The organism is Aneurinibacillus terranovensis DSM 18919 (assembly GCF_000430625.1).
GTDB lineage: Bacteria > Bacillota > Bacilli > Aneurinibacillales > Aneurinibacillaceae > Aneurinibacillus_B > Aneurinibacillus_B terranovensis.
This window is the reverse complement of record NZ_AUMJ01000055.1, coordinates 1-16,342: the sequence shown is the minus strand read 5'-3', so window position 1 is coordinate 16,342 and position 16,342 is coordinate 1. Positions and strand designations below refer to the sequence as shown.

At 37.9% G+C, this 16,342-nt stretch carries 19 protein-coding genes; 2 read left to right on the top strand and 17 right to left on the bottom strand.

Translation table 11 applies throughout. The features are described from left to right. Nucleotides 1–18: 18 nt before the first annotated feature. The 17 genes from H525_RS0110405 to H525_RS0110325 form a co-directional block, all read right to left on the bottom strand. The gene (locus H525_RS0110405; protein ID WP_027416160.1) at nucleotides 19–1,848 is read right to left on the bottom strand and encodes a motility associated factor glycosyltransferase family protein; all 1,830 of its coding nucleotides are present in this window, start codon (nucleotides 1,846–1,848) and stop codon (nucleotides 19–21) included. A 33-nt stretch (nucleotides 1,849–1,881) separates the two neighbouring features. Next, a complete protein-coding gene (locus H525_RS23620) occupies nucleotides 1,882–2,274 on the bottom strand; it encodes a VOC family protein (protein WP_051330958.1) in 393 nt (130 codons plus the stop codon). A 3-nt stretch (nucleotides 2,275–2,277) separates the two neighbouring features. After that, complete coding sequence (locus H525_RS0110395) at nucleotides 2,278–2,502, bottom strand: acyl carrier protein (protein ID WP_051330957.1); 225 nt, start codon at nucleotides 2,500–2,502, stop codon at nucleotides 2,278–2,280. 20 nt (nucleotides 2,503–2,522) lie between these two features. Continuing rightward, complete coding sequence (locus H525_RS0110390; RefSeq protein ID WP_051330956.1) at nucleotides 2,523–4,343, bottom strand: HAD-IIIC family phosphatase; 1,821 nt, start codon at nucleotides 4,341–4,343, stop codon at nucleotides 2,523–2,525. A gap of 23 nt (nucleotides 4,344–4,366) precedes the next feature. Then, on the bottom strand, nucleotides 4,367–5,668 hold the full coding sequence (locus H525_RS0110385; RefSeq protein WP_027416157.1) for a DUF4910 domain-containing protein: 1,302 nt from the start codon (nucleotides 5,666–5,668) through the stop codon (nucleotides 4,367–4,369). A gap of 14 nt (nucleotides 5,669–5,682) precedes the next feature. Further along, complete coding sequence (locus H525_RS0110380) at nucleotides 5,683–6,471, bottom strand: AAC(3) family N-acetyltransferase (protein ID WP_027416156.1); 789 nt, start codon at nucleotides 6,469–6,471, stop codon at nucleotides 5,683–5,685. A 32-nt stretch (nucleotides 6,472–6,503) separates the two neighbouring features. After that, nucleotides 6,504–7,517 (bottom strand): class I SAM-dependent methyltransferase, encoded by a 1,014-nt coding sequence (locus H525_RS23615; RefSeq protein ID WP_211236997.1) that lies wholly within the window; start codon nucleotides 7,515–7,517, stop codon nucleotides 6,504–6,506. Nucleotides 7,518–7,837: 320 nt separating this feature from the next. Continuing rightward, nucleotides 7,838–9,061 carry a flagellin N-terminal helical domain-containing protein gene (locus tag H525_RS0110370; RefSeq protein ID WP_027416155.1) on the bottom strand — a complete coding sequence of 408 codons (1,224 nt, stop codon included), beginning with the start codon at nucleotides 9,059–9,061 and terminating at the stop codon, nucleotides 7,838–7,840. Between the two features lie 172 nt (nucleotides 9,062–9,233). Continuing rightward, a complete protein-coding gene (gene csrA / locus H525_RS0110365; RefSeq protein ID WP_027416154.1) occupies nucleotides 9,234–9,488 on the bottom strand; it encodes a carbon storage regulator CsrA in 255 nt (84 codons plus the stop codon). 16 nt (nucleotides 9,489–9,504) lie between these two features. Next, nucleotides 9,505–9,996 carry a flagellar assembly protein FliW gene (gene fliW / locus H525_RS23610; RefSeq protein WP_051330954.1) on the bottom strand — a complete coding sequence of 164 codons (492 nt, stop codon included), beginning with the start codon at nucleotides 9,994–9,996 and terminating at the stop codon, nucleotides 9,505–9,507. A 123-nt stretch (nucleotides 9,997–10,119) separates the two neighbouring features. Then, entirely contained in the window at nucleotides 10,120–10,695 is a 576-nt protein-coding gene (locus H525_RS0110355; protein ID WP_027416153.1) for a DUF6470 family protein, read from the bottom strand. A gap of 13 nt (nucleotides 10,696–10,708) precedes the next feature. Next, a complete protein-coding gene (gene flgL, locus H525_RS0110350) occupies nucleotides 10,709–11,608 on the bottom strand; it encodes a flagellar hook-associated protein FlgL (RefSeq protein WP_027416152.1) in 900 nt (299 codons plus the stop codon). Nucleotides 11,609–11,619: 11 nt separating this feature from the next. Continuing rightward, on the bottom strand, nucleotides 11,620–13,029 hold the full coding sequence (flgK, locus tag H525_RS0110345) for a flagellar hook-associated protein FlgK (protein WP_027416151.1): 1,410 nt from the start codon (nucleotides 13,027–13,029) through the stop codon (nucleotides 11,620–11,622). Between the two features lie 49 nt (nucleotides 13,030–13,078). Further along, nucleotides 13,079–13,588 carry a flagellar protein FlgN gene (locus tag H525_RS0110340; protein WP_027416150.1) on the bottom strand — a complete coding sequence of 170 codons (510 nt, stop codon included), beginning with the start codon at nucleotides 13,586–13,588 and terminating at the stop codon, nucleotides 13,079–13,081. A gap of 25 nt (nucleotides 13,589–13,613) precedes the next feature. Further along, nucleotides 13,614–13,871, bottom strand: coding sequence for a flagellar biosynthesis anti-sigma factor FlgM (gene flgM, locus H525_RS0110335; RefSeq protein WP_027416149.1), 258 nt, complete (start codon nucleotides 13,869–13,871; stop codon nucleotides 13,614–13,616). Between the two features lie 201 nt (nucleotides 13,872–14,072). Then, complete coding sequence (locus H525_RS0110330; RefSeq protein WP_027416148.1) at nucleotides 14,073–14,498, bottom strand: TIGR03826 family flagellar region protein; 426 nt, start codon at nucleotides 14,496–14,498, stop codon at nucleotides 14,073–14,075. A gap of 145 nt (nucleotides 14,499–14,643) precedes the next feature. Then, nucleotides 14,644–15,021, bottom strand: a complete 378-nt coding sequence (locus tag H525_RS0110325) for a PilZ domain-containing protein (protein WP_027416147.1) — start codon at nucleotides 15,019–15,021, stop codon at nucleotides 14,644–14,646. Nucleotides 15,022–15,354: 333 nt separating this feature from the next. Between H525_RS0110325 and mntA the strand changes: the two genes are divergently transcribed. Beyond that, nucleotides 15,355–15,747: a type VII toxin-antitoxin system MntA family adenylyltransferase antitoxin gene (gene mntA, locus H525_RS0110320; RefSeq protein WP_027416146.1), complete on the top strand. Its 393-nt coding sequence runs from the start codon at nucleotides 15,355–15,357 to the stop codon at nucleotides 15,745–15,747. Next, the gene (hepT, locus tag H525_RS0110315; RefSeq protein WP_027416145.1) at nucleotides 15,740–16,150 is read left to right on the top strand and encodes a type VII toxin-antitoxin system HepT family RNase toxin; all 411 of its coding nucleotides are present in this window, start codon (nucleotides 15,740–15,742) and stop codon (nucleotides 16,148–16,150) included. Before mntA ends, hepT begins: the two co-directional genes overlap by 8 nt. Nucleotides 16,151–16,342 lie beyond the last annotated feature (192 nt).

The window sequence follows — 16,342 nt, the reverse complement described above, 5'->3', positions numbered from 1 at the left end:
GGATATTAGCCTTCCAAGCTACTTAGTCGTAACATTTCCTGCCTTTAATTGATCAACTGTTGATTTCATAAATGTAATAACTTGATCAACTACAAACGAAAAAGCTTGTAAAAAATGAACAATAATTTCCTGATTTTCAGTAAGCGTCTCCGGTAGCAACCGCTCTTCAATCGCATATAGTTTCCAATAACACGTCACGACTTCAGCCTGCATAATCGTAACCCACAAAGGATGATGTTTAATATATTCTATAATAACATTAGCTTCCTCAAGCTTTTGCAAACAAGACATCAAGCTCTTTTGGTTCATAGAAGACTTTATTTTTAAACCGTTAATCATTTGATATATCTGTTGGCATTTATCTAATATTTCTTGAAAATTATTTATTTCCATTTCAATTTTTTCAATCGCTGAATGTGTATCATATGTATAATAGGAAGTTTGGCCAAGTAATTCCTTCTTAGAAAGAGGCGACGTACAGTAGGTAGAAATAGCTTCCTGCAAAGTCATTTGCGTTGTATATTTAATTTTAGCTCCACCTTCAGTCGCATTAATAACAGCATACTGATGTTCATAAATTTGGAGTTCAATCCATTCTCTAAATGAATTCCATATAACATTAGAACGGACCCGCCCACCATAATACCCCTCAACTTCTACAAACTCCTGGTATATAGGAATGTCCTTTTTTTCATAAATCGTCCCACTTGTATGGGATTTCATACCGTCCTCTCCATATGCTAAATCTTGCCCAATTAAAATAATAGGAAAAGATCCCGTATAAGCGGCAAAGCCAAATGCTACATGTGCAGATGATTTCCCTATGTTTATAAAAATATCATCTGGTAGGCCTAGCATTTCTTGTAACCAATTATATTCAATCATCCCTTCCCGGAATGGCATAATCCTTCTCCCTTTAAAAGTTGAAAAAACATTTGGTGATAATACAGGGGGAGCAATTAAGGATACACATTCAGGAATATATTTATCCTTATAAAAGTATAAGTATACCTCCTCAATCCGTTCAATGGATGTTACAAAATCAGGAGTAATTCCTTCTTGTAAAAGTCTCTCAACAATCGTATCTACCGCAATAATAATAGCGTTAGACTGATTTTGTTTTAGATGATGAATATTTTTATCAAGCGATGGTCCGGCAGCTACAATAATAGCCGGCATTCCTCTATAAATATCTTTGAACCGGCTCACATTTTCAGACGTTAAGATATAAGGAACATTATGTAAATTGTTATACGTACCAATAAGGGCATCTTCTACCGAATTTCCAATACTACCAGCCATATATTTAACAGCTTTTATAACTTCTTGAGCCGTATGCGTAACGATGTTCATTTTATATGTTCGATAAAAATAGGTCGGATATACACGAAGATTACGTGCTCGTGTAAGAATAGGGAATTGTTGGATATATGAAAATAAAAGATTCGCTATATCATCCATATTGTGATTAGCAACCACACATACATTTTTACGTCTAAGAAATTCCATTTGTTTATGTTGCATGGCATATAAGAAAAAACTAGGATTCGGTTCAACGATAAGAAAATACGAATTCTTATTGCTATGTTCAATCAAAGATGAGATTTCCTGAACACTAGAGATACCAATAATGACATGCAGTTCACGTAAAAACGGCTGCATTTCATAACTCGTATCCATTTCATCCTTTACGAGATAAACCTTTCCTTCCTCATCCGTAAAAAATTCCTCTCCTGCATCAGTCCCTACATATTGATAACCCGGACGATTTTCTTGTGGCAATTCTGCAATATAATGATGGTCATTCGCACGAAGCCGTGATAAATTATCTTCCCATGTTGAATGCATAGTAAGCCTCCTTAGCCTATATACACGATATAATTATACTTCTAACAGCTCTATTAAAGTTCTGTCTGGCATTACGATAAATACAACTTGATGATTATTAAATAAGGGAGCAGGTACAGGACCCAAGGCTGGAATAGCACCTGTTTTTCTAAAATGCTTCATTGATTCATCAATATTCTCCACTTCGTAACATTGATGATGCAATCCGCCACCTTTTTGCAAAAAAGGAAATAGCCGCGAATCTCTAATAGGTTCTATCAGTTCCCAGTAAAATTCCAAACTATCATTTTTTAATAAACATAATTTTGCTTGTTGAAAATCATCTCGAATAATTGATGTGCATAATTGAGCGTCAAAAATTTTTTTGTAATTTTCTACATGTTTTTCTATATTATTAACTATTATCCCCAAGTGATTCAGCTTCATAATTTAACCGACTAACTGTTTGACTTTGTTTTTTATTTCTTTTACACTTTTCATAGATAAAATCTCATCTGTATTAAATACTATATTTAAAGAACGTTCGATTTCGGAGATTAGCGCTATATGCCCCAATGAATCCCAATTTTCAATATCCCCCATTTTTAAGTTATCATTTACGTCCTCTATTCCAAAAAAATCACAAATCACTTTTTCGATCTGCTTTTCAATCATTGATTTACCTCTTTTCTTAATTATCTGATCTTAATCCATTCCGGAAACTTAACATTATATTTAGTAACCTCCAGTTGATAAACAAAAACCTTTTCATCATTATTTACTAAGCTAAAATTATTATCTTTATACAGACTTTCACAAGGAGCATTTTTAGAGGTTTTTACATAGACCCCTTCTATTGTTTCTACATGATCCTCTTGGGCTAATTTTATAAGTTGATTTAACATTGCCTTTTCAATTCCTCTGCCAAGAACGCGGCAACTTAGAAGAAACGTATCTATTCTCCATATTTCTGTCTTCCTGATATTAACTACGCCAACGATACCATAATCACCAAATTTATCTTGAACCCGTACAGCTAAAACTAAATAATCACTATTGTTAAGATAGCTATCTATATCTGATACAGTGTATCTTTTAGTCGTTACGTTAAATTGATTAGTACGTTGGGTTAATTGAGCAATCCTTGCAATATTATATTCATTAACTGTAACAAACTCTAATTGTAAATCTAATCCGTATAAAAATTCCTCTACAGAGTTTACACTTTGTTCCATCTCTTTGCGTAAACGTTGTTCCGCATACATTTTCCCTCTTTCTTTATCCTCTTCGGTTATGCTTAATTTGTTAAAAAGCCAACTCACTTCTTTAAGTTTTTCTACATAAAGGGCCGGATCCTTTGGTAATTGTACACATTTCACCATAGGTAAAACCTGTTTGACTAGATTAATTTCTACAGGATTGTCATCGATAAAAACTAAACTTTCTAATCCGATATTTAATTCTTCAGCAATTGATTTGATATTTAACGCCTTGTTGTTCCAATTTGCTTTTATGTTAGCAAAGTGTTTTTCCCTTAGAACCATATTTGGATGATGACGTATCGGCTCAAGAGCATCATCCAGATTATTCTTGCTACATATTGCCAAAATAACTCCTGTCTGATGTAATTTTAATAAATAAAATTGAAAATCTCTAAAAGCATTCCCGGGGAAAGAGCCACCTAATTTAATACCTTCTAGACCATCTTCTCCGATGATTCCACCCCAAAGAGTATTGTCCAGATCAACAATAATACATTTTTTACTTATCCCTTTAACAGCAATAATGTAGGAAAGAATCTTCTTAGCCAAAAATGGTAAAACAGACTCGGAAAACTCAAAATCGCCCAGGTAATACATGCGATCATTATAAGTTTTATGACCAACATAATTGTATAGGCTATTATAGTCTAGAATTCTTATTTGAGTATCTGATTTAAAAGTATCAAAAAGGGCCCTGTTTAACTGGCCATAAATATGATTTTGACCATATTGTTGATACAGGTCATTTATACCGTATGGACTATAGCCATTATTTTTGAAATTAAATATTACCAGTAATCCTTTGCTATTTCTCTTAAAATTATCAGTAATTTGTTTAATTTGAGTAATTATTTTTTGAATATGTATAGTAGGATCTTCAAAAAAAGGACAGTTTGCCCAAGATTCATCTAATTGCTCCGGTCGTAAAGCCAAAAAAGTTACTTCAGGTTCAAATTGATATAGACCACTTGATGGATTAAGTATCTCCATCATATATTGGCCATAGGGAGAATTATAACATTTTGTCAAAACCCCTTCTTTTCGCGCTAAAACGTTTAGAAAATCGGTCAAGTAACCAGTTGTAAAAGAAGTAATAAAAGCTATTTTCGCCTGACAAAGAAGATCAAAGTCATCTTCTTGCTTATCTAGATTTTTTATTTCCTTTGAAAGTTTTATCCACTCAATAAACGGCGTTTGATCATCTACTTTCTCCAAGCGATCCATAATATTGTCGCGTTTTTTTTCCAAATGCATTCAATTTTTCACCTCTTATGAATCTAAATCAAGACTTTAGACTTCTCATCTACAACAGAAATTAGATTTTGTTCATAAAGTCGATCAATTATAGGAAATAAATCTTTAACCGGAACCTTAATAATATTGCTTATGTCAATTAAGTCATTGGTTCCATCAGCATATGAAATAAAATCCATCATAGCTCTAACAATTTTACTTGATTCAATAGTACTAAGTGTTGGATATAATCCACGTTTTCCAAGCTGCGGCTCTCCAAGGCAATTAGTTTTATACTTCTCATTTTTCTCTAATACTTCTACACATTCTTTCAAAACCTCATAACTTCCTTGCAAACCTAATGGACTGACTAAATCTAAGTTATCGAGGGATGTATGATATTCCGGATATTGACCATATTTGGAACGCATAATACTAGTTATCGGCAAATCTATTCCAGGACTGCAATATTGTCGTTCATCGCTACCTCTATCTAGATAAGAATATCGAATAAAATCTGGATGTCTATACTTTAATACATTTAAAGCTACTTTATCCGCAAGAGTATTCCCATACCGTGAGGGCACAAATGAATAAGCCCGTTCATCACCAACACACGTAACATTAAATCCAGCAATAATATTTTGCCTCATTTGGGGTAAATTCCTACTCAAATATGTAATGGAACCTATTGTTTCCGGAATAAAAATAATTCGGTAAGTGTATTTTCTTTGCACACTCGCGATCCATTTAGCTAAATATGTTGTCACCACTGGACCAGACAATTCATTATTGGCCATAGAAGGGTGACAAATATATGTAGATAAAAAAATTTCTTCCTTTGTATTTCCCGGTATAATCAACTCTCCATATGTTAAAAAGCCATCTTTTAATTCGCTATCAATATATACGCGATATTTGCCTTCTTTCAATTGTTTTCTTTGATTATGAGATATACAAAAACCCCAGTGCTCTTTATAATAGGAAGTTATGTAAGGAATGGCGTCAGGCTGATTTTCAAGGGAATATAAATGTTGATTAAGTTCAGCCAAATCAACCTCTTTGTTAATCGGAATCGAATAACCAACAACGTGTAAATTATTTTTTTGAAAATCAACAACTTTGTTTCCATTTTCATCCAAAATATAAGCATCTCGTATATTCCATTCTTTTGGTACTTCCCAGTCAAACACCTTTGTCCCTGTCCGCACTTCGTGAATTTGTAAAGGAATCATTTCTTGAATAATTTTTAATGTTTTTCTTACACCATCCCCCGTAATGCTACGACATATCGGAAAAAGCCTTTTTAATAATTCATACTGTAATTGACCTTCTATTGTATACATCAAATACCCTCCCTTTACACATCATCCTCACTCTTCTGGATCTTATATAAATTTTGGGCACTATTAAGCCTGATATCATCTTGAATAACTTTAAATGCTCTATGTAAATCAATTAAATAAAACTCTACATTATTTATTTTTTTAAGTGAAGATACTCCTAACTCCTCCATTTTCTGTCCGATAGGATTAATATGCGCAACCACCCCTTTATTTAAATCCCTTACGTACATGGAATAGGTTCGCATACTAGAGTGACCTCTTTCATCAATATAAGTACCTGTAAAATCTTTCATAAATCTATAGTTAACCTTTTCCATTTCTTCAACATGATGAACAAAAGTAAAAGAACACTGATAGTCTATACCGATAAGAAGCATTTTTCCTTTACTTCTAATTAAATATGAAAAGGGAGAGTCCTCTCCAAAAGCACTTTTATTCTCTAGTTCAAATAATAATTGTCTATCCTTTCCCCAAACTGCGAACGAATAGATAGGGTGTTTGGTTCGAATAAAATCTTTTCTTTTTAAAGCTGCATTTGTCAAAGAACCTGTTAAAGATGCGGTTTTATTATAATCAAATGTATCACCTGAACAAAATCCCCAATTATAAGTTGGAAATAATAATGTTCCATTAGTACCAATTTTATTAATAAAACTATCTATAAAAATATTCGAGTCAAATTTCTCCCCGTTTTTTAATGTTTCAAGTACTAAATGGGTTATATCTGACCCTATTAACACAATATCCCCTGGATTAATATCTAAATTATTTACAATGTCTGTGTAACTTATATATCCTGACAAAATACAGCACTCCTTTGAATAAGTCATTCTATCTAATACACAACCATCATTTGTTTCACAGTGATCTGATGATTTTGCAATGTTTTTTCGATCTCTTTGAAGAATGACGAAGCGATGACCAAACAATCAATCTCCTGCTTGGCCAGTTTAGTAAACGGCTCCACCTTGATATTTATCCCTGGAATGAAAAGCCCCCATTTGTTTTTGTCACCATCAATGATTTCAAACGCTATCTTATCCATTACATACGATTTAATCTGGTTAAGAATAATCACCGATGACGAACCTGCCCCCCACCAATAGACTTTTTTCCCTTGGTTGTCCTCAAGAAAATCCTTAATTTGTTTAAATTTCGATTGAGTAGCAGACTTTATGGAGTTTACCCGCTCGATCACTGCTGTTTCGTTCTTGGCTAGGTTAATTCCTGCATAAGGGGCTTGCTGATGCGTGATTACAACCCGTAAGGCGTTTTTATCAATGGTATATTTGATGATTTTCATTTCTAAGTCATTGCACATTCTATAAAAGAATGGGAGGTTATAATAGAATAAATGCTGATGATGATAGCCATCAAAATCTGGTACTTCTACAATGATTTTACCTGTCGGACTTAGTTGATCACACATAGAGCGCAGGATTTCAAAAGGGTCCGGAAAATGTTCAAATACATGCATTAGGAAGAAACCATCGATTTTTTTGTCAGCAAATGTATTTCCGGTGAAATATTCTTTTCGAATCGGAATACCGAGTTCCTTTGCTTTTTCTGCTTGTGGTCCAGGTTCGATGCCGAGCAGGTTGGTATAGCCTTTATCAAGCAATTGTTTTAAAAGGTATCCTTCCGAGCAACCTATTTCCACAACTCTATCATCTTTGGCAAAATACTCGGTTAAATCATGCAGCATTCCCTCATATTTCCCCGTGCCAATTCCGTGTAGTGGCGAAATATAAAGGTAGCTATCATAGATAAAAGTTAGATCCTCGCCAGTGAGAGGCATTGAGTTGAAGCCGAGCTGACAATCACTACAGAATTGGGCTTCCAACGGCATAGATTTGACATGGGATAACATCGGTTCTGGACATGCACTTAATATGGTAGGCATAATAGATTCGTAATAAGTAATTGTATTGGAACTATAGCAATAAGGGCAATTCATGAATAAAGACCTTCTTTCCCAATTGGCTTTATAAATTCTATTTCATAGTGCTGTATGTATTTCTTTTACTGCTTATATCGTCAAATGTTTAGTTCTTCACAAGTAGTACGGGAAAATGTCGATGGATGAGAAACATAAGAGAGCCCACCATCCATATATCAAAGAAGGGAGACCCTAGCAAACTAGGATCTCCCCCCATAATAAAAATATAATTAACGGAGCAATTGAAGAACTTGCTGCGGTTGCTGGTTGGCTTGAGCCAACATACTTTGAGCCGCCTGAGCGAGGATACTATTCTTCGTATTGTCCATAACAGCTTTCGCCATATCCACGTCACGAATACGGGCTTCTGCACTAGACAAGTTTTCAGAAGACGTACCCAAATTGTTAATGGTATGTTCTAAGCGGTTTTGGAATGACCCAAGTTTCCCACGTTCAGCCGATACTTTCTGGATCGCATTATCAATAACTTTAATCGCTGTATTGGCCCCTGCTTGCGTTGTAACTTGCAGGTTGTTAACACCAAGTGCTTGCGCACGCATGTCGTTAATATCAACTTTAAGGTTTTGACCACCGTTGGCACCGATTAAGAGTGTAGCACTGCCATCAGCAACTTTTGCATCTCTGGCTTCTTGCGTTTCATTGAATGCAGACAATGCGCTGCTAGCAACTGTCCGATCAGTTCCAGTCGAGTCTGTAACCGAAATCGTAATTCCTTCAATAGCAGCAGCAGTTCCTGTAGCTGTCGTATTCAGCGTTAACCCACTTGTTGATGCTATCAGTGTGGTGCCGGCAATTTTACCAGCTAAAGTAGCAACAGTTGAAGCACTAACTGCAAACTTTTGTGTAGTCAACGCTCCATTAACAGTATAGTTAACTGTAATAGTATCAGTAGATTTAATACCCAGGCTATTACCATTAGTATCTGTTAAAGCAGTTAACGCCGTAGTCGAAACCGTAGTGCTGTTCAAAGCTTGATTTTTGTTCTGATTTGCAACTGCAGCAGTTGCTTTTCCCATCGAACCATCTAACAGGTTTTTCGTATTAAATTGGGTTGTATTTCCAATTCGGTCAATTTCTTTTTCCAACTGGCCCACTTCAGATTGGATATTTTTACGATCTTGGTCTGTATTCGTATCGTTGGACGCTTGAACCGCTAATTCACGCATACGTTGTAGAATATCATGCGTTTCATTTAGCGCACCTTCAGCCGTTTGAATCATTGAAATTCCATCTTGTGAGTTTCTGCTAGCTTGGTCTAGCCCGCGAATTTGACCACGCATTTTTTCGGAAATTGCAAGACCTGCTGCATCATCACCTGCACGATTAATGCGAAGACCAGAAGAAAGTTTTTCCGTTGTCTTAGCTTGTGCAGTTGTGTTCATCCCTAACATCCGCAATGAGTTGGCAGCCATACCATTGTAGTTAATAATCATTGTATATTCCTCCTTGATTTTTTCTACGAACGTCCCTGTTCATAGTTTTTATTAAAAAGCCATTTGGCTTCTTAACCCAAAATACATACTTCCTATACTTTAATTATCGGAATGCCAATCAAATTATTTAATCCTTTTCCGAAAAAAATTAGATAATATACATTCCATTTCTCTATTTTTCATTTTCTAACGTTAAACCACTTATCTTTCCTAATTGTTTTAGCTGTTCAATATTTACCGGTGGTGATGTTCGCGCCAATTTATTTTCCTGCTGGATGGACTCATAAATCTCCCGCCGATGAATTAAAATAGAGCGCGGTGCTTCAATGCCTATCTTAACCTGTTCGCCATCTACGTTAACAATCTTTAGCGTAATATGATCCCCGATCATAATCGACTCTCCGATTTTACGCGTCAATACGAGCATCGTCTATCCCGGCCTCTCATTTGGCAACCGCCTTATCAATCGTTCCGTTGTCCTTTACATCCTTTTCTTTTGGCTTATGATTCGCAGGAAGGCCCAATGGATGACGAACAGAATAAGCCGTATTCTCCAAAACGAGCTGCAATCCTCGATGGTTCGCTGAATTGAGAATCACAGGGGCCACCAGATTCACCGTAGAATCCGATAGCGGCTCACGTAAGACTGCAATCGCGTAACAGATGACCTGTTCACGTTCTGTGATTTCCAGCGTTTCAAGCACATGGTCCGGAATGGTAAATTTATAGTCGGAAAACAATGCAAAAGGATCCACTAGGAAAAAATATAAATCATCGGACGTAGAATGAAGGATCGTAAACGGGCTTTCCTCAACCTTAAGCAGAAGAAAGCTCTTCTCCTCCTCAAATCCCGGAATCCCATTATCGAAACGGTATACTTCCTCTTCCTTATACTCCACTTCGCCAAAAAGGCTTGACGTGACCTTAAGAGGCATTTATCCTCACTCTCCTTTCGCTTACCTTAATAAGAAATGTGTCCTCTAGTAAACGACAAAGGTCCACCCATTCGATATAGGTAGCTTTATAATCCATGCCGATATTTCTATCAAATTGCATACTTAATATAACGTATCTACATTATCACCACTTACCTGGATATTCAGTCGGTTTTTTTGTTGAATATAATAATCGATTTTACCCTTCTCGTAACGCTGATGAAACGGTGTTTGTTGTACATCAATCGATGTGCCACCCAACTTCCATTCGATATTCAATTCACCAGGTATACCGTTCATATGTAAGGAGAGGTTTCCCGGTACATTCCCGTAACCAAATTGATGATCAGTCATGAATTTTTTCCCTTTGGCAATGTCCGCTATGACATTCCCTTTATTCTCAATCGCCCCCATCTGTTCCCCTTCCGCTGTAACACGTGCAATGTATTCAAGAACAGACTTGCGCCCATATGCGGCAAACTCAGCATTCTGCTGGGCAGTACTTTTTAAATCCATATCCGCCCGGCACTGACTCTGGTCAATCTGTACAACCGGTTGTGTACGATGAAGAATCATTTCCGCGGGTTTTTGCTCAATATGAAGTTGCGTATGTGCCGGTTCAAACGTATAGGTCGGCCTCTGTACATCCCAGCCGATCTTTGTAAACGATTGGGCCAATTGAATATGAGGCAAATTCAAAACCGCTCACTCCCTACCGCAGGAAGTCAAGCAACGAGGGTTGAATAATACGCGAACCGGCTGAAAGAGCGGCCCGATGAACATTTTCCGCATTTTGCAAGTCAGTGATGACTTGTGCCAAATCAGCGTCTTCTGCATCAGAGAGCATTTTAGTAGTGCCGTTATATTGCGTATCAAGGCGGTTTTGCATCAATTGAATACGATTCGTACGGGAACCTACAGATGCTTGAACCTTTATAAAAGTATCCAATTGACCTTCAATGGTTCCTAAATCAGCTGAGAGCTGCGTTCCTGTCACCGCTGGGTTATTTAGATCTTGAATGACTGTATTAAGTGTTGAAAATACGCTAGCTCCATTTGCCCCAAAAATATCACTTGGTTTTACATTTATCGGTATTTGGATCCCCTGTGAAACTTCCAGATTCACATCCGTATTATCGATGTTGGCCGGTGTCTTTAAATCAGAGATATTTGGATCATAAGGCGCTGTTAACGTTTTTGTTCCATTAAAAATATATTTTCCCGCAAATGTTGTATTGGCTACTGTGCCTAATTGATCACGCAATTGTTGAATCTCAGTGGCTATTTTTTGCCGGTCACTACTGGTATTTGTATCATTCGCCGCCTGGTTTATTAAATCTTTAACACGGCTTAAGATGTTAACCCCTTCAGAAATGGAGGAATCGTATTGATCCATCCAATTAATCGCTTCATTTGTATTATCTTTAAACTGTTGATTTTCAGCCAAATTTGTTTGGTAAAACATTCCTTGTATAGCCGCAATTGGATCTTGGGATGGTTTCGTAATTTTTTTCCCCGACGAAAGCATATCTTGTAGACGTCCCATATTCTGCATACTATTATCAAGATTATATAACATGTCATTATTTAACATATTCTGCGTAACGCGCATCCATTATCCCCCTATCTGCCTACAAGCCCCATATTATTGATTACTTTATCCAATATTTCATCCATGGTTGTCATCGTACGCGCTGCGGCGTTATACGCGTGCTGAAACTTCATCATGTTGCTCATCTCTTCATCGAGTGAGACGCCGGACACGGATTGACGTCGATTATCCACGTCATTTAGCAGAATTTTCGAGTTATCCCGCATACGTTCGGCATCCTGTGTTTGAACACCAAGCGCGGAAATAATCTGACGTGTGTAACCATCAAAAGAAGTCGTTGAAGAGCCGAATGAAATATTCGTGTTTTCTTTTAATCCGTACATCGCTAAAGCCATTGTATTATCACCCGGATTACCAGGTGTGAGTGAAGCAGCATTTGCTGTAACATTGATATCCGAGGCGCCAGTACCCGAAAAGAATGCTTTTACACTATTGACTTGACTTATAAGAGTGCTCGCTAACGTATTGATTTTATTTAAATACCCATTCCCATTTCCTGATGCGTCATCAATAATTTGATCACGGGATGCTAAAAGACCATTAAGCTTTCCTCCCCCACTTCCGAGGCCGATTGTCGCGCCCCCTATTTGGACATCATATTTAGGAGAACCATCAGCTATTGTTCCATTATTAACTGTAGTTACCGCGTTATATCCTGACGCAAGGCTTGGGTCAACTAAAGTTTGTCCATTTACTGTAACAGTTACCATACCCGTATCTGTGGCTCCATTCATAACAGGCGTAACGGTAACATCTGCAAGATTAGATAGCTGGTCGATTAACAGATCCCGCTGGTCATATAAATCATTAGGAGTATACCCATTTACAACGGCTTCATTGATTTTCGTATTTAAAGAAGCAATGTTTTTTGCCATCGTATTCATTGAATCTGCCGTTACCTGAATACTATTATTCACATCATGCTGCAAGGACTTCAAGTCACTGCTAATAAAGTTAAATGTTTCAGCCACCGCTTTCCCATTTTGTATAACAACTTCTTGAGTCGCAGCATCACTTGGATTTTGGGATAGTTTCTGCCAGGATGCCCAAAATTGATCCATGGTACTTTGAAGTCCTGTATTTGATGGCTCCTGCAAGATCGTCTCAATTTTCTCAAGCGTATCTGCTGTTGTTCCATATTCTCCAACATTTTTATTCTCGCCACGGTATTGCGAGTCCAAAAACCCCTCCCGCAGCCGCTGTACAGAATCAACCGTAACACCGGTACCCATTTGCCCCGCCTGACGGTCGTTCGTTATACTCGGCATTGGAAACGGAGCCGTGGCTACCAGATTGACCCGTTGTCGTGTATAGCCATCTGTATTATCATTGGCTATATTATGTCCGGTCGTATACAGTGCTGATTGCTGTGCAAATAGACCTCGCTTTGCCAGCTCTAATCCCGCAAACGTTGAGCCCATTTATATACCTGCCTCTCCTTCGTTTTTTCCATTAATGTCAATTCGCACATCAGGCCTTACTATCAAAAAAGCGAGTTGAAAAGCCCGAGTCGTTCGACTGTATCTGCTGATCTTTTTTATACGTGTACGGATGCTCAACCGGTGCTGTCATTTCTTCCAATGAGAAATTCACGAAATCCAGCGACTGCATGATGAGCTGCTGATTTAACTTATTTAATTCCTGCAGTTCTTTCAGTATCTGACTCAGATCCGTTTGGCAGCGAAGAAGCGCCTTCCCTGCTTCTGTTGCTTCGCCCGCCGACTCAATAAGATCGCTAAGGTAAAATACATCCTTCCGCATTCCCCGTCGCATGAAATAGAGCGAGACATGACGTTCTCGCTCTAGTTCAAGGGATTGGATGGCTGTAATCGAACGAGATTCAAATTGAATAATCCTTGCCAAATCATTTATAGCTCCCGTAATTAACGCTTCTTTTTTATGCCTGGCCAGCTTTAACATCTTCTCATGCTCAGCAATGAGCTGTTCAAGAATCTCTATAATCTCATACAATTCGCTCATGGTTCATCCCACCATCCGCCAGTTTCTATAAACCTCTCTCGAGGAGCTTCTCCGCCACTTTATATGGATCAACATGATAGGTTCCTGCCTGCACCTGCTCTTTCAACTGAGCGATTCGATTGGCGCGCTGTGCTTCCGTCTCCTGATTCTTCTGTAAATCCAGCGCTTCCGAAGAAATCTCCAATTGGTCCCGCTGCGTCCCCTTCTTAACGTTCTCCTGCTTGTTACCTTGCTGCTGATAAGGATTAACAGGCTGAATATTGTTCGGTCGTTCAATTCTCATTCTTATTCACCTCTTTTTCCAATGTCGACTTTAGTGGTTGTTTGTTATTCTTTACTCCTCTTTCTTCCCATTGTGCAATACCCGCAGACCTGTAATTTAAATCTCCTGAATATTACCGGATATTAAAGAAAGCATATATAATAAAAGCCGACTACTGTTACTATTGTAATCGGCATTCTTCTCTCGAATTTTTAGTGGTTTCTACTGTTCGTCGTGACCGCTTCGATATAGGTGCCCTTTCCTCTCACGATCTCTTTGCTCCATATCGCGTCTGGCTTCCCCCTGCAGTGACTGGATTGCCTTCTTTCGCTGGTTTAAACACGAATCGCATACCTTACCCGAACGAATCATCGTTCCACACGATTCGCACGGATATCCCATGTTCGGAGCGTTTTCAATGGAAAGTCTTCCTTCCAGAATAAACCGGGTGATTTGATTGACGGATACACCCGTGCCCTTACTTAATTCATAAGTCGTACATCCCCGGTTCTCTTTTTTGCGAAGAAATTGATAGCATTTATCATATTCTTTATCGATTTCCTTTACGCATTCCGGACATACAGGCTGGCGAATCTTTATGAAAATCTTACCACAGCGCGGGCAATTTATTACATTATTTAAAGACATCGTACCCTCTCCCCTATTAACTTCCTCCGAAAGATATACTATCATTTTACCTGATTAAACGTGAGAAGATAGCCTCATTTTTAAAAAATTGGTTGAAAATTTCATGTGAGAGGTCCCAGGATAAAATGCAAAAGCTTCCATCACTTTATTTTCCTCTCCGTCTGCGTATGCTCAGTCGATTAAGCAGCTGAGTAATTTCTTCCCTTTTATGTTCATCTATAGAAAACTGCAAACCATATTCAAACATATCTTTCTCTATTTCCTCTTTTCGCACAATGGAACCGCAAACGGTAACAATTCGGTCCAACACTTTAATATCAAAATTAAAAAGCACAAGAGGTGTAACAGGGAAACTTAAATGTGTTCGAAAACGCAACCCACCCGCACTCATATCTAGTATTAGCGCAGTAAGTATATTCGTTTCTACTTCCTTTTCACGAATACGAACAATTTGAGCGTTTGCTTCCAGAGGTTCAGGAAACTGTTGGCGAAAAAAGTTGCGTTTTTCTTCTTCCTCGGGCATTTTCCCTGTCCCCCCTTCCATTTAGCTTTTTAAAGGAGAAAGAACACATTGTGTCGCAAATCGGTTGAACATTCCAACATTTTCAGCTTTGTGGAATCATCCAAAGCCGACAAAAAATAGTTCTTACACGAAAACCCGTTAAAAAATACGCTTGCTGCAATAAAAACTTCTTAATAAGAGCACCCCGTACATATATTATAACGGATAATTTTTAGTCCGACTGAAATTATGTGGGAGTCTAATTTATAAAAACAGCCTCCCTTCTTGAAAACGTTACCCACTTTCATATGATATAATGAAGACATATTTTTCTACACACAAGGAGAATGCCGCATGGAAAATGAAATTGTCCAACACCTTATTGAACATGTATCTCCTTATGTTATTATCCTGTTCGGTTCAGCCGCTAAAGGATCGATACATAGCAATAGTGACATTGACATTGCTTTTCTTTCCTATCGTTCTTTTACGGAATATGAAATCTTTATGGCCGGTCAATCTCTCGCGGACAAACTTGGAAAAGAAGTGGATTTAGTCGATTTAAGCCGTGCCAGCACAGTATTCAGAGCACAAATTATCGGAACAGGTAAAGTGCTTCTTGACCGGGATCCTGGACGCCGTATGGAATTTTTCACACGTGCCTACAAAGAATATGCTATGCTCAATGAAGAACGCCAACCCATCTTTGATCGTTTAAAAGAAAAGGGGTCATTATACGATGAATGACGTAATCGTTAACAAATTACAAACCATTAAACGTTGTTTAAAACGCATTAACGAAGAATACGATCATACACCAAGCAATCTGGAGAATTACACGAAGCAGGATGCAATTATTTTAAACGTCCAGCGAGCATGTGAAGCATGCATTGATTTAGCCATGCATATTGTTTCCGAAAAAAGATGGGGCATACCGCAAAATAGCCGCGACGCCTTTGAAATTTTACAAGATAACGGGGTTATTGACGAGGAATTAACACGCAGGCTTAAAGCCATGATCGGATTCCGTAACATTGTCGTACACGATTATCAATCGATTCAGCTACCGATTCTTCGCGCGATTATTGAACAACATCTAACCGATTTTATTGCCTTTTCGGATACTATCCTTCGTTTTGAACAGAGATAAGATTTGCTCCCATAAAAATAAATGCCATCAACAACGAATCCCATAAACTATGAGACCCATCAACCGGCCGGGTTAGTGCGGCATTGCTCAACTGATGAGAAAAACTCGCGGGCGTTGCCGCTCATCCTTTTTCTGCAGGGAAGCGAAACGGCCGCTTAGTGACCGGAAGGTCGGACCGACAAAACATCCGGG

Excerpts from the sequence above, each read along its gene's own strand:
- H525_RS0110405 (WP_027416160.1), bottom strand. The coding sequence starts at position 1,848 with ATGCATTCAACATGGGAAGATAATTTATCACGGCTTCGTGCGAATGAC.
- H525_RS23620 (WP_051330958.1), bottom strand. The coding sequence starts at position 2,274 with ATGAAGCTGAATCACTTGGGGATAATAGTTAATAATATAGAAAAACAT.
- H525_RS0110395 (WP_051330957.1), bottom strand. The coding sequence starts at position 2,502 with ATGATTGAAAAGCAGATCGAAAAAGTGATTTGTGATTTTTTTGGAATA.
- H525_RS0110390 (WP_051330956.1), bottom strand. The coding sequence starts at position 4,343 with ATGCATTTGGAAAAAAAACGCGACAATATTATGGATCGCTTGGAGAAA.
- H525_RS0110385 (WP_027416157.1), bottom strand. The coding sequence starts at position 5,668 with ATGTATACAATAGAAGGTCAATTACAGTATGAATTATTAAAAAGGCTT.
- H525_RS23615 (WP_211236997.1), bottom strand. The coding sequence starts at position 7,517 with ATGCCGTTGGAAGCCCAATTCTGTAGTGATTGTCAGCTCGGCTTCAAC.
- H525_RS0110370 (WP_027416155.1), bottom strand. The coding sequence starts at position 9,061 with ATGATTATTAACTACAATGGTATGGCTGCCAACTCATTGCGGATGTTA.
- csrA (WP_027416154.1), bottom strand. The coding sequence starts at position 9,488 with ATGCTCGTATTGACGCGTAAAATCGGAGAGTCGATTATGATCGGGGAT.
- fliW (WP_051330954.1), bottom strand. The coding sequence starts at position 9,996 with ATGCCTCTTAAGGTCACGTCAAGCCTTTTTGGCGAAGTGGAGTATAAG.
- flgL (WP_027416152.1), bottom strand. The coding sequence starts at position 11,608 with ATGCGCGTTACGCAGAATATGTTAAATAATGACATGTTATATAATCTT.
- flgK (WP_027416151.1), bottom strand. The coding sequence starts at position 13,029 with ATGGGCTCAACGTTTGCGGGATTAGAGCTGGCAAAGCGAGGTCTATTT.
- H525_RS0110340 (WP_027416150.1), bottom strand. The coding sequence starts at position 13,588 with ATGAGCGAATTGTATGAGATTATAGAGATTCTTGAACAGCTCATTGCT.
- flgM (WP_027416149.1), bottom strand. The coding sequence starts at position 13,871 with ATGAGAATTGAACGACCGAACAATATTCAGCCTGTTAATCCTTATCAG.
- H525_RS0110330 (WP_027416148.1), bottom strand. The coding sequence starts at position 14,498 with ATGTCTTTAAATAATGTAATAAATTGCCCGCGCTGTGGTAAGATTTTC.
- H525_RS0110325 (WP_027416147.1), bottom strand. The coding sequence starts at position 15,021 with ATGCCCGAGGAAGAAGAAAAACGCAACTTTTTTCGCCAACAGTTTCCT.
- mntA (WP_027416146.1), top strand. The coding sequence starts at position 15,355 with ATGGAAAATGAAATTGTCCAACACCTTATTGAACATGTATCTCCTTAT.
- hepT (WP_027416145.1), top strand. The coding sequence starts at position 15,740 with ATGAATGACGTAATCGTTAACAAATTACAAACCATTAAACGTTGTTTA.